Origin of the sequence: Eubacterium xylanophilum ATCC 35991 (assembly GCF_000518685.1) — a bacterium.
GTDB classification, from domain to species: Bacteria; Bacillota; Clostridia; order Lachnospirales; family Lachnospiraceae; genus Eubacterium_F; species Eubacterium_F xylanophilum.
The window spans coordinates 86,685-99,180 of the sequence record NZ_JAEB01000011.1; the positions used below are offsets into that span (position 1 = coordinate 86,685).

Annotated in this window: 14 protein-coding genes; all 14 read right to left on the reverse strand. The window is 42.9% G+C overall.

The window, feature by feature from the left end; all coding sequences use genetic code 11:
* Positions 1 to 9: 9 nt before the first annotated feature.
* The 14 genes from L877_RS0102895 to cysK all read right to left on the reverse strand — a co-directional run bounded on the left by L877_RS0102895 (position 10) and on the right by cysK (position 12,450).
* Positions 10 to 735, reverse strand: a complete 726-nt coding sequence (locus L877_RS0102895) for a LiaF transmembrane domain-containing protein (RefSeq protein ID WP_026834817.1) — start codon at positions 733 to 735, stop codon at positions 10 to 12.
* The gene (locus tag L877_RS0102900) at positions 725 to 1,189 is read right to left on the reverse strand and encodes a LytTR family DNA-binding domain-containing protein (RefSeq protein ID WP_026834818.1); all 465 of its coding nucleotides are present in this window, start codon (positions 1,187 to 1,189) and stop codon (positions 725 to 727) included. The genes L877_RS0102895 and L877_RS0102900 overlap by 11 nt, the downstream gene beginning before the upstream one ends.
* An 88-nt stretch (positions 1,190 to 1,277) precedes the next feature.
* Positions 1,278 to 2,777, reverse strand: coding sequence for an NAD-dependent dihydropyrimidine dehydrogenase subunit PreA (gene preA, locus L877_RS0102905; protein WP_051437631.1), 1,500 nt, complete (start codon positions 2,775 to 2,777; stop codon positions 1,278 to 1,280).
* 262 nt (positions 2,778 to 3,039) lie between these two features.
* A complete protein-coding gene (locus L877_RS0102910) occupies positions 3,040 to 3,801 on the reverse strand; it encodes an amino acid ABC transporter ATP-binding protein (protein WP_026834820.1) in 762 nt (253 codons plus the stop codon).
* Positions 3,798 to 4,505, reverse strand: a complete 708-nt coding sequence (locus L877_RS11885; RefSeq protein WP_051437632.1) for an amino acid ABC transporter permease — start codon at positions 4,503 to 4,505, stop codon at positions 3,798 to 3,800. The genes L877_RS0102910 and L877_RS11885 overlap by 4 nt, the downstream gene beginning before the upstream one ends.
* Positions 4,498 to 5,196 carry an amino acid ABC transporter permease gene (locus tag L877_RS0102920; RefSeq protein ID WP_051437633.1) on the reverse strand — a complete coding sequence of 233 codons (699 nt, stop codon included), beginning with the start codon at positions 5,194 to 5,196 and terminating at the stop codon, positions 4,498 to 4,500. The genes L877_RS11885 and L877_RS0102920 overlap by 8 nt, the downstream gene beginning before the upstream one ends.
* Positions 5,197 to 5,217: 21 nt before the next feature.
* Positions 5,218 to 6,087, reverse strand: a complete 870-nt coding sequence (locus L877_RS0102925) for a transporter substrate-binding domain-containing protein (RefSeq protein ID WP_026834822.1) — start codon at positions 6,085 to 6,087, stop codon at positions 5,218 to 5,220.
* A 25-nt stretch (positions 6,088 to 6,112) separates the two neighbouring features.
* Complete coding sequence (locus L877_RS0102930; RefSeq protein WP_026834823.1) at positions 6,113 to 6,520, reverse strand: NifB/NifX family molybdenum-iron cluster-binding protein; 408 nt, start codon at positions 6,518 to 6,520, stop codon at positions 6,113 to 6,115.
* Positions 6,521 to 6,536: 16 nt separating this feature from the next.
* Positions 6,537 to 7,907, reverse strand: a complete 1,371-nt coding sequence (locus tag L877_RS0102935; protein WP_026834824.1) for a nitrogenase component 1 — start codon at positions 7,905 to 7,907, stop codon at positions 6,537 to 6,539.
* A complete protein-coding gene (locus L877_RS0102940) occupies positions 7,904 to 9,379 on the reverse strand; it encodes a nitrogenase component 1 (RefSeq protein WP_026834825.1) in 1,476 nt (491 codons plus the stop codon). The genes L877_RS0102935 and L877_RS0102940 overlap by 4 nt, the downstream gene beginning before the upstream one ends.
* 16 nt (positions 9,380 to 9,395) lie before the next feature.
* Complete coding sequence (gene nifH, locus L877_RS0102945; RefSeq protein WP_026834826.1) at positions 9,396 to 10,244, reverse strand: nitrogenase iron protein; 849 nt, start codon at positions 10,242 to 10,244, stop codon at positions 9,396 to 9,398.
* A 15-nt stretch (positions 10,245 to 10,259) separates the two neighbouring features.
* Positions 10,260 to 10,613, reverse strand: coding sequence for a NifB/NifX family molybdenum-iron cluster-binding protein (locus tag L877_RS0102950; RefSeq protein WP_034784929.1), 354 nt, complete (start codon positions 10,611 to 10,613; stop codon positions 10,260 to 10,262).
* Complete coding sequence (locus L877_RS0102955; RefSeq protein ID WP_026834828.1) at positions 10,606 to 11,478, reverse strand: radical SAM protein; 873 nt, start codon at positions 11,476 to 11,478, stop codon at positions 10,606 to 10,608. Before L877_RS0102955 ends, L877_RS0102950 begins: the two co-directional genes overlap by 8 nt.
* A gap of 36 nt (positions 11,479 to 11,514) precedes the next feature.
* Positions 11,515 to 12,450: a cysteine synthase A gene (gene cysK / locus L877_RS0102960; protein WP_026834829.1), complete on the reverse strand. Its 936-nt coding sequence runs from the start codon at positions 12,448 to 12,450 to the stop codon at positions 11,515 to 11,517.
* Positions 12,451 to 12,496: the final 46 nt, after the last annotated feature.

The following is a 12,496-nucleotide window of genomic DNA, read 5'->3' on the forward strand; positions in this document are numbered from 1 at the left end:
AGTCCTCTTTTATATATAAATTATCTTAAGTTCCCCAAAACTTACATTTCCCTCGATTATAACCGTTGCAACTTTCTCGTCTGCACTATATGTATTGGCATCAATGCTTCCAAAGCTGCCGACAACGCGATTTTCTATCTCCCATTTTCTTGGGATGTAAAGTATGGTCTCGCCGAAGCTGTTATTCACGGATATAGTGGCAAACTCCGATGTAATATTAGCTCCATCAAAGTAAACTTTCATCTCTCCAAAACTGTTGGAGATGTCAGCATGTATCAGGTTCTGAGACTTGATATATCTAGTGGATCCGCCGAATGTGTTCTTCTCATATACGTAATCCCCGTCGGATGATGCTATGTTCTCGACGAATACATTGCCGTGTGATTCTCTGAACTCCTTGGCTCTTGCCTTATACTTACTCCTGTTTATGCTTTTGCGAAAAATCAAGTTCAGGCCTATTGTTCCGAATGCAGCGACAAGTATGATAGGCCATGGAACCAGCTTTTCCGGTATCCCAAGTGGCTGAGAGTAGATTATGAGCAAGAATGCTGATGAGAAAAGAACTCCACCGAAACTGAGCTTAACTAAGCTCTTGATAAGGCATGCGGCCAACACAACCGATAGAACTATCGCAGTCGGGCCAATGCCCATTGTGTAACCCATTGCATTTAGAACTATAAGCACTGCTGCCACAAGGAACAGCGCACCGATAAATATAGAATTACTATCTTTCATATGAATACCTCTCTTCTAATTTGATTTTCAATGCTTTGTAGTAGGATCTGGACACATATACTTCCTTGACAGAGTTGTCAAACTGGACAACACTGGTGGATGTAATATTCTTGGTCAGAGAATAAATCTTGCTCGTATTGAGTATCGTAGATTTTGATACGCGGATAAAGTTTCCCGGCAACATTTCTTCTAGCTCATACAAGCGATATTTGGTTTGAAACATATTGTCCCCGGTATGTGCACTAATACCGTCGGAACTTGTCTCAAAAAACAGTATTTGGTCCAATGGGACGTAGAACTCTTTGTCATCTTTGTACAAAACAAAGTTCTGTCCTCGACCGATGATATCTGAAACCTTTTTCTGAATAGCTAGAATCTGTGGATCTATATTCCTGCAATTAATCACCACTTCATCTTCTTCCAGGGTTTCATCCAGATTAATTCTGATTTTCATCCGTTTCCCCTTCCTTGCATTTTTTCTCATAATACTAGAAGTTCACATAAATGTAAATAGCAAAAACCTAAGTGGTAAGATTTTGGCACTAAGTGGTATGAATTCTCTTCCGTGCAGGCATGATGGCCTTCTCCGGGCACACTAACACGCATAGATGACATCCCACACATTTTTTCCCATTTAACACTGGTTTTCTGTCCTCTCCAAAACTGATGGCAGAGTGTCCACCGTCGCTACATGAAATGGCACATCGACCGCAACCTATGCATTTATCGTACTGAAATTTGGGGAATAATATCGTGTCTCTCTCCAAGCCATCTGTGGTATTGCTGACATCGTCAAGCCCTAGTCCAATGGCTTCTTTTACATTATCAAATCCCATAGATGCGAGATAATAATTCATTCCGCTGATAAGATCATCTATAATTCTATATCCATACTGCATAACCGCCGTTGTCACCTGAACGGAACCAGATCCAAGAAGGATAAATTCCATGGCATCTTTCCATGTCTCTATTCCCCCCATACCGCTTATGTAGAGATCTGAGAGTTCCGGCTTTTGGGCAATTTCTGCAATAAATTTGAGGGCAATCGGCTTTACCGCATTTCCACTATAACCTCCGACTGCCGACTTTCCTCTGACAGAAGGAGCCGATACAAATGTATGCAGATTCACTCCGGTTATACTCTTTATCGTATTAATTGCAGCTATTCCATCTGCTCCACCTCTCTTGGCAGCCTCTGCCGCCGGAATCATGGATGCCACGTTAGGGGTAAGCTTAGCTAACACCGGTATACTGCACCCCTTCTTAGCTACCCTCGTATATTTCTCAACAAGTTCAGGAATCTGTCCTATATCCGACCCAAATCCCTCTTCCATCATGTTGGGGCAGGAAAAATTGAGCTCGATTGCATCCGCACCATTTTCCTGGCACAAACCAGCTAATTCTCCCCATTCCTCTTCTGTGCTTCCCATAATGGATGCCAATATAAACTTGTTTGGATATGCCTTCTTCAGACGTCTGAATATTTCCATATTTTCTTCGACACTATGATCTGAAAGCTGTTCTATATTCTTAAATCCAACCATCTCTCCGCTACTTCCGTAGACAGCCGAAAATCTAGGTGAGGCCTCATGAATGTCAAAAGAGCAAATAGTCTTAAAAGACGCACCGGCCCACCCAGCCTCAAATGCCCTGGCACACATATCATAGTTGCTTGCAACAACAGATGAAGATAATAAAAAAGGATTCTCAAGAGGAATTCCGCAAAAATCCGCCTGTAATCGGGCACTGTCCGCCGGCATTGGTAACGCCAGTCCCGGACGCACTTCATCATAAAGTTTTAAAATAGTCCTTTGAATCTTAACCTCTCCGGCTCTGATACATGTCTCCTCGCACGGAGCCGAGCAATTGACGCAAGGATTCTGATCAGGCAATTCCGCCGACACACCCCTGCTATTATCGAACCAAACTCCCCGCAAAATCCTGTCAATTGGCAACTTTGAACAGGCTTTTCCACACGGTGCATCCTTGCACAGTGAGCAATTCAATATGCTTCTTCTGTCAATATTTGTTCCATATCCCATAAGCATTTCTCCCGTATAATATTGTTTTATTTGCAAATAATTTTATAGTCCTTCTCATATTCTATTATACAGTAAAATTCCCTTTCTCTCAATATTATAATTGTCTTACAAGCAAAGCTTGTAAGACCAGCAATATGCGTTTCCATATAATTGTCTTACAAGCAAAGCTTGTAAGACCAGCAATATGCGTTTCCAATAAAAAGCCAAGCAATCGAAATTGATCACTTGGCTCAAAACAAAACAAACAATAAGAGTGATTAACTTATATCATATACATATCACTCTGCTCCATTGGGAGTACTCTTCTCAAGAACTCTTTGGTTCTCTGCTCCCTCGGATGAGTGAATATCTCTTTGGCAGATCCCTCTTCTACCACATAACCATCGTCCATGAATACAACTTTATTAGCTATTTCCTTGGCAAATTGCATCTCATGCGTGACGATTATCATGGTAATTCCCTTCTTGGCAACTTTTCTTATGACATCGAGCACCTCTCCTACAAGTTCAGGATCAAGGGCCGATGTTGGCTCGTCAAAAAGGATTATTTCAGGATTTATAGCTATCGCTCTGGCGATACCTACCCTCTGTTGCTGTCCTCCTGAAAGAGAGTGAGGATAGCTGTCTTTTTTGTCTAACATGCCCACCAGATCAAGGACCTTAAGGGCTTTTTCCTCAGCTTCCTTCTTCGGGATCTTCCTTGCAGTATGGAGTCCTTCCAGAACATTTTCCAATACTGTTTTATTTACAAACAAATTGTAATTTTGAAACACGAAGCCCATTCTCTTGCGGAGTTCGTGGATTTCTCTCTTACTTGATTTCTTTAAGTCATAGGTCTTATCCCCCATGTCTAATACGCCTTTGTCAGCTTTCTCCAAAAAACTCATGCAGCGAAGAAGCGTGGTTTTGCCCGATCCACTTGGACCCAGGATTACCACAACATCCCCCTTGTTGACCTCTATGGAGACATCGCGCAAGACTTCAAGTTTTCCAAATGACTTTTTTACATTATTTACCTTTATCATTTTTCCTCCCTCGTGCGATATCTGACAAGCCTTTTTTCTAATAGTTTCATCATATATTCAACCAATCCTATAAACACAAGATAGATTATGAATACATCAAAAAACATATCTAGGTATCTGGTGTTCATACCACCGAGAATCTTGGCCTCTCCCATCACCTCTGTAACAGAAATAGTGAATGCAAGAGACGTTGTCTTAATCACATCAACTACTATATTTCCGCACACCGGAACCGCTATTACCATAGCTTGAGGCAAAACTATTCGCCTAAATACCTGGCGATTCGAAAGTCCCACCATATAACCAGCTTCACTTTGTCCTCTGTCCACCGATGCAATTGCCGATCGAAAAGCTTCCGTCAAAAAAGCTACTGCAGACAGGGATAGCGCAAAGTAGGCATACCATTTGTTATCAATGGAATAAACATCCACATTGAGTTTTAATCTACTCGATATGTTCTCTATCAAAAACGGAAGCGCCGCATAGATAACAAAAAGCTGCAACAATACGGGCGTTCCCCTAATTATTGACAAGATAAATCTCACTATCGCCTTGGGAACCTTCCTCTTCCCGAGCAATATAAGGGAAAACAAAACTGAGACCGGAAGGGCTATTGCTAGGGTTCCCAAAGTCAGCTGAATAGTTACCGGAAGAAACTTTATCAACTCCGGGAATGCTTCCTTCATTTTTTCAAAATCAAGCATTTGCCCTCACCCCCTTCAGTCTTTTCTCAACTCTGTGGAATAAAAGCTCCAGGAGCATGGTACATGGCCAATAGATAAGAGCCAATGCCACATATGTTTCCAGTGTGAATACATTGGTTTTAAGACCATTTAAGTAAAAGGCTCTTCCAAAAACATCATGCATTCCAATGGTATATGCAAGGGCTCCTTCTTTCATCATAAAGATAAAGATATTGCCATAGTTGGGCACTGCGACTTTCAACGTCTGAGGCGCCACAATCCTCAAAAAGGCTTTTAGCGGTGAGAGACCTACCATAAGGGCGGCCTCGTACTGTCCCTTTGGAACCGACAGATAGGCCGTTCTCAGGATTTCCGATATGGACGCCCCGAGGAGAAGCGAAAAAGTGATGACCACATATACAATCACTTCCTCGGCCTCCATGAGTATGCCAAACTTCTGCTCCAACACCATCGGCACTCCATAATAAACTAGGAAGAGTAGCACGATAGAGGGAACACACCGCATAACAGTAATATACAAACTAGCGAAAAAACCAGCTATCTTGTTAGACGAAAGGCGTCCTGCTGCGATAAAACCTCCGATAATGGTTCCAAATAATACAGACAGAATCACGTATTCGAATGTCACAAAAATATAAGGAAGAATCTTTACATAAAATTCTGCTAAAATATCCCATCGGAAAGGTCTCACATTAACACCACCTTATGTCAATTAGTTAGATGAATCATATGCAAATGCGTCATAACCATAGAACTGCTTAGACAATTCATTCATCTTTCCTGTTTCCTTGATCTCGCCAAGTCCCTTGTCTACAGCCTCAGCAAGCTCAGTTAAGTCTTTCTTGATTACAGGATATGTATGCACTGAACGGCATTCTACAAATTTCACTTTCGCATCGAAATCATGAAGATCGCCCTTCTTGTCTGTTACGATCTGCTCATAGTAGTTCTTAGGCCAAACTGCAGTATCATATCTTCCATCTGCCACCCAGCCTATTGAGTTCATGAATGCATTGGCATCATCCGTTGCATCAAGCTTGATCTCTGCTCCCTGGTGTTCCTGATTGTACTTATAAACCACATAGTAGAGACCATCACCGGCAAGGATTGGAGCCAGTGAAAGCTTTTTCTTAGCCACGTCATCAAATCCCTTGACATCCTTGTTATCCTTTGGAAGAACCAAACCAACTAGTGACGCACCGATTGGGTTTTTAGGCAAATTATATGCCTTGTCTCTCTCATCTGTGTAGAAAGCATTAGACAATACAATATCAAACTTACCTGTAGTAAGTCCTGTATACTCCGCTTCCTGAGTTCCCGCGTTGATAAACTTAAATTCATAATCTTCCAACTTCTCGTCCAATATCTTCATAACTTCTATCTCATAACCGGTAAGGTTACCTGATTCATCTTCATATGCAAGTGGGAATGCATTGTTCTGATATGCAACATTTACCACCTTTTTGCCGTTGTCCTCGGCCTTTTTTCCGGCTTCACTGGTCTCTGTTTTCTTAGTACATCCTGTTGCTCCTATTGCGAGCACAGCTACCAACAACAATGATACAATCGTTTTTTTCTTCATATTTGTTTACCTTCCTTTTCTTATTTTATTTAATTAAAAAGTTCGCTAAGCGCCTCAGAGCATCCTCCACCGAAAAGTCAGTTTCAAGAGCATTTACCTCATATCGAAGCAGTATTTTCTGTGGCTTGGGTCCTATCTTGCTTACGAGAAAATACTGACAATCGGAGAGCTCTCTACCCACTGCATCCAGTTTTTCGCTGTCATGACCTATGCAACCATTGTCACCTCTGTCAGAGCATTTTCTATCACTTTTTTCGCAGGAAAATGTTCCGCGGTCCTCCGACTGGGCTATGTTCAAAACCCTTTCTTCGACCTTGTGAAATGTTCCATCTTCCAAATCAATATCATAGATAAATACTCTCTTAGCTTGGCCGAAATGGGTATCAACCTTACTTCCGTCGGTCGTCGCTGCTGCTACTCTGACTGCGCTCATTAGCTCCTCCTTAATATCAATGATCCGCGTGAGTGGTATTGGTAATCATTCCATCGCTAAATAGTCCGCTATAGAGGTCCTCTAGCAAAGTTAATGCCCCGTTATATCCCACATAGGATTTGTTTAGGATAACTCTCTCCGTAATAGGTAGACTCAGTGGAACTAGGATACTGTCATTGTTCTCCCTAGCCAACTCCTTATCCCATGAGCTTCCGAGAATAACTGATCTCACTCCACTCTCTTCCAGTTTCTCTCTTATATCATCCTGTATAACTCTGTTATCCCCTTCAAACTTCACGATTCCATCATATCTCTCGTCGATTTCATTTAGAAGTTCCTTGATATAAGCTTGATTCTTCTGATCAGGGGAGTCTATATCATAGAATCCCTTTGGTGTGAAGCCAAGCTCCTCCACCAAGTATTTACTAACTCCCAAACCGTATGCACTGTCTGCGACAGTATATACATGGTAAGGGAGGTAACAACCAAAGTCTGATACCAGATCTCCGAAGGAAACGAAGTACTCCTTGAACCTCTTTTCTTCTCTCTGGATAAATCTCTCTACAACATCTTCTTCCAGCTTGGCAAAATCTGCAACTTTTCGGAGGAATCTAGATGTCTCCTTGAGTCCCACAGGCAAGATTGGATAGTGCAAAAATGGTGTCTTGTAGAGTTTTTCCAATTTCTTTGCCGCAGATAGTCCTACCCAAGGGCCTATTACCAAATTGAATTCGGCGTTCGGAATATTCATCCACTCCTCCTTAAAGCCCTTGCTTCCGGAGCCGTAGAGAATATTTACTTCCAATCCTATTCCCTCTAGTAATCTCTTGATTTCCTCAAGGTCACCTCGCCAATATGCGTCCTGGAAAGGCACAACGCTAAATACGTTTACCAATCCCTTCTTTACCTTGGCATTTGGAACCTCAAAGGATATATATTGATCTATTATGGCATCAACTACCAATTCATGTCCCAGGTAGTTGTTTCCTTTAAATCCTGAAGTATCTACGCCGACTACCGGATAACCTTCATCGGCAAATTCACAGGCAACCTGCTTTACATCATCTCCGATGATGCCGGCACTACATCCGGCTTGTATCACATACAAGTCACCATCGATTACCTTTAGCGTTCCCTCGACGTTTGCCCTAAGCTTTTTCTCTCCGCCAAAAATAACCTCAGTCTGAGTGGTATTCGTGCAGGAAATCTGTCCGCCTCCTGCATATCCCTCACCTTGATAACCTGCTCCGGTGCCCGCAAAAGAGAACTGTCTTGAAGCACATCCCGGACCTGCATGTACAATCGGAATTCCCTTGGGAATTGCCAACACAGTCTGAACCGAACCAAGTGCACACGTGTATTTTGCTTGTTCTATTAGATGACTCATTTCTTATTTCCCCTTTCAAAGTAAAATGGATTTTCTTGTTCTTTCCACCACTTAGAGTATGGAAATTCGTTGTACTCAGCCAATGTCTGAAGGATTCCTCTTGTCTCCAATAGCGCTTTGATTCGTTTTCCTGTGGTTATGACACCATCATATCCGGCACTGATATTGGTCTCGCCTTCTAACAGGCTTGGGATTCCCAGCTTTCCGCCGAGAATTGTCATGTTCATATGACGAACGATCATTACATCCGGCTTAGCTTTCTCAAGTATTTTCAATACCTGATAAGGCTGTTTGTTACAAACAGAGAAATTCTCTATATCTCCTGTCTTCTCCACCAAAGCTTTCAAAGTGTCCTCCGTTACGGACTCCAAATCATTCTTCATATCGTGGTGAAGAGTAGTTACTCCGGCAATCTCCATTCCAAGATCCTTAACGACACTGCCCACGTTGTGCGCATATGAGTCACCCGCAAAAATGTATACTTTCTTCCCTGCAAGATCTCTTCTCAAGGATTCAAGATCCTCGCTAATTCTCTCATGCTCTTCCTTTATTACCTGCTCTACTATATCTTCTTTTCCTGTATAACTTGCCACTTCTCTGAGCCAATTGTCAGTCCACTCCAGGCCAAATGGGGCCGGGCTCTTGACTTTTGGCACACCAAAATCTTCTTCAAGGACACTTGTAACATATGTGCCCAAAGTCTCACAAATATGTGAAGAACAAGCTGCCTCAGGCATGCGCTTAAGCTTTTCTACATCGGCTAATGGAACCAAGTAGTTAGGCCTAAGCCCAAGTTTACCGAGAAGCGGTGTAAAAGTATCGCTTCCAAGGAAGTTGAAAATATTCACCAAATCCTTCTTCTTCTCAATTTTCTCTTGGTGTCTCACAAGCTTCTTGAGAATTCCATGGTATGCAGCATCAAAACCTGAAGACCATATCTTAGACTTGAATCCCTCGCAGTATACAGGTATAACCGGTATACCCAACTCATCTTCAGCTTCTAGAGCCGTTCCCTCTATGTCATCACCCACGATTCCGGCGGCACACGAAGAGTGTATAAATATTGCCGAAGGATTAAAGCGAGTATTTGCTTCATTAATTGCTTCCTTGAGCTTCTTAACTCCACCGTATACTGTATCTTTTTCAGTTATATTACTACAGAGAACTCTCACCTTGTCCGGCTCCTCGCCACGCTCCAAGGCCGAATTGCGAAACTGAGTATTATTTAGTGGTGTATTGGCAAAACATCCCATAGGGGAATGCACAACAACCGCAGCATCTCTTATGAAAAATGTAATCGTGCTGGCTGTCATCTGTGCACAGTCACTACACTGACTGTAACTTCTCTCCTTACAGAAAAACTCATCCTCTGAAGCGTTAGCCAGATCACTTGCCTTGCCGTCATAATATATGATAGATTTCAATCGATTCTCACGGATGGAAACCTCTGTCTGATCTAATTTTGAAGCCATAGTGTTCTCCTCTCCTCTAAATCTGATAATCGTCAGCCATATCCATCAATCCGAACTCCAAGAGGATCTCCTCAAGTCTCTCCTGAGTCATAGGAGTTGGAATGGCAAAGTCCTCATTCTTTATAACTGCCTCAGCAAGGTTTCTATACTCCTGAGCCTGATTTGACTCAGGATTGTACTCGATAACCGTCTTCTTATTGATTTCCGCTCTCTGAACGATGTTGTCTCTTGGCACAAAGTAGATAAGCTTAGTTCCAAGTTCCTTTGAAAATGCTCGCAACAAATCCAATTCACGGTCTACATTTCTACTGTTACAGATAATTCCACCAAGCCTTACACCGCCACTTCTGGCATACTTGCGAATACCCTTGGAAATATTATTTGCCGCATAAAGAGCCATCATCTCTCCACTTGCCACAATATAGATTTCCTTTGCCTTACCCTCACGAATAGGCATCGCAAATCCGCCGCAAACAACGTCACCGAGTACGTCATAGAATACATAATCAAGGTCATCTGTATATGCACCCAGATTTTCCAAAAGTCCGATAGAAGTGATAATTCCTCTACCTGCACATCCCACACCCGGCTCAGGTCCACCTGACTCCACACATCTGGTTCCGCCGTATCCCTCTTTCAAAATCTGGTCAAGTTCTACGTCTTCACCCTCTTCTCTGATGGTATCTAACACTGTCTTCTGCGCCAATCCACCGAGTAAGAGTCTTGTTGAATCCGCCTTTGGATCACAACCAACCACCATTACTTTCTTGCCGTGCTCTACCAATCCTGCAGTCAAGTTCTGTGTAGTTGTTGACTTTCCGATTCCTCCTTTGCCATAAATTGCTATCTGTCTTAATTCACCCATTGTTCTCTGTCCTCTCTATTCAAATAACCTCTGTATTTTTATATATTTAATCAACTTCTCTATGGATTCCTGAATCATCCCAGGAATCTCGTAACTTTCAATTCCCATGCTCTCTGCCATAGCCGCCGCTCCATTGCCTATGCGACTGACTAGCAAATACCGGCAATCCTCGAGCTTCTCCAGGTTTTCTCTGAGTCGTCTCTCATCGTGATCTCCCTGATCACACACGGGAGTCATCTCTCTCTTCTCAAGAAAAATATTCCGCTCGTCTTCGCTCACCTGATAAATGTAAAAGCCTTTCGCCTTGCCAAAATGATCATTGACTACTATTCCATCGCTGGATGCCACCGCAACTCTATAATTATCCATGAGAAAATGTCTCCTTGATATTCAATCTTCTCTGATAGATTTGATCGCCAAATTCTGACTTTCCAGGAACTCCAACTGCATCTGCCCTACAACGCTGACAGTGTCTAAACACATCTATATACTTAGATGCCTTGGTTCTCGCCCCGTCAATCTGAGCACATGTCGGAGGAGTTATATCCTTCAACTCATGCTGTGGAATCAGCGGAATGATATTATATATGGTGGCTCCCGCTTCTTTTACTGTCTTTGCTATCTCCTCGATATGATCACCGTTTATCTCCGGCACCAACACAGTATTTACTTTGATAGTAATTCCTGCAGAAGCTATCTTCCTGATGCCGGCCAACTGATTCTCTATGAGAATCTTTGCTGCCTCCACACCCTCGATTTTCTTGCCGTGATAGATTATGAAAGCATTGAGCTTTTCCTCTATCTCCGGATCAACGGCATTTACAGTGACAGTCAGAGAGTCTATTCCAATATCTATTATCTCATCTGCTCTCTCGTCAAGTAAAAGCCCGTTAGTGCTCATGCACTTTATGAGGTCCGGAAACTTCTCGCGGACTATTTTAAAAGTATTAAGCGCATTGTCCGAGGCAAGCGTGTCTCCCGGTCCGGCTATTCCTGCAACTTTAATATCCGGACAAATCTCCAACGCCTTGGTTAGAATATCTTCGCACTCCTCCGGCTTTAATACCTTTGAAGTCACTCCGGGACGCTCTTCTACATCATTTACCTGCCTGTCGCAAAACCTACAAGCTATGTTACAGCCCGGACTCACCGGAAGGTGGATTCGGCCCGCGTTGTTCTTCTGACCGCCAAAACAGGGATGGGAATTCTGCAAATCTTTGTATGTATTGCTCATAAGTACCACACCATCCTTAATTCGCATTAATCCAGATTATGAATTAAAAAGTGGTGTTGACAAATATCTGTCTCCTGAGTCAGGAAGAAGAGCTACGATAGTCTTGCCCTTGTTCTCAGGTCTCTTGGCAAGAATCTCTGCTGCCTTCAACGCTGCTCCGGATGAGATTCCAACAAGGATTCCCTCTGAAACGGCAAAAGCCTTGCCCTCTGCAAATGCGTCCTCATTCTCGATTGTTATGATTTCATCATAAACATCTGTATTCAATACATCCGGCACAAATCCTGCTCCGATTCCCTGAATCTTATGGGCTCCAGGCTTTCCTGTTGATAGCACTGCGCTTGATGCAGGCTCCACAGCCACAATCTTCACATCCGGATTCTGACTCTTCAAGTACTCGCCGACTCCTGTAATAGTTCCGCCGGTTCCCACTCCTGCAACGAAGAAATCAACCTTTCCGTCTGTCTGCTCCCAAATCTCTGGGCCTGTGGTCTCTCTGTGTACCTTAGGATTTGCCGCATTGACAAACTGTCCGAGGATCACTGATCCCTCTATCTCATTTTTGAGCTCTTCTGCCTTGGCAATAGCTCCCTTCATTCCCTTGGCACCCTCAGTCAGTACCAATTCTGCGCCATAAGCCTTGAGAAGATTTCTTCTCTCAACACTCATCGTGTCAGGCAATGTAAGGATTGCTTTGTATCCCTTGGCAGCTGCCACAGCTGCAAGTCCGATTCCTGTATTACCACTTGTTGGCTCGATGATTGTCGCACCAGGCTTCAAAATTCCACTGTTCTCCGCGTCTTCAATCATTGCCAATGCGATACGATCTTTGACAGATCCGGCTGGATTGAGATACTCAAGCTTTGCCAATACAGTAGCCTCTGTAATTTCTCTTTTCTTTGAATACCCATTTAATTTCAAAATAGGTGTCTTTCCAATTAACTCCAATGCACTTTCTCTAATTTCACTCATAATTTCATCCTCCTTATTGTTTGAATACGTTTTCTTTTTCTCGGCT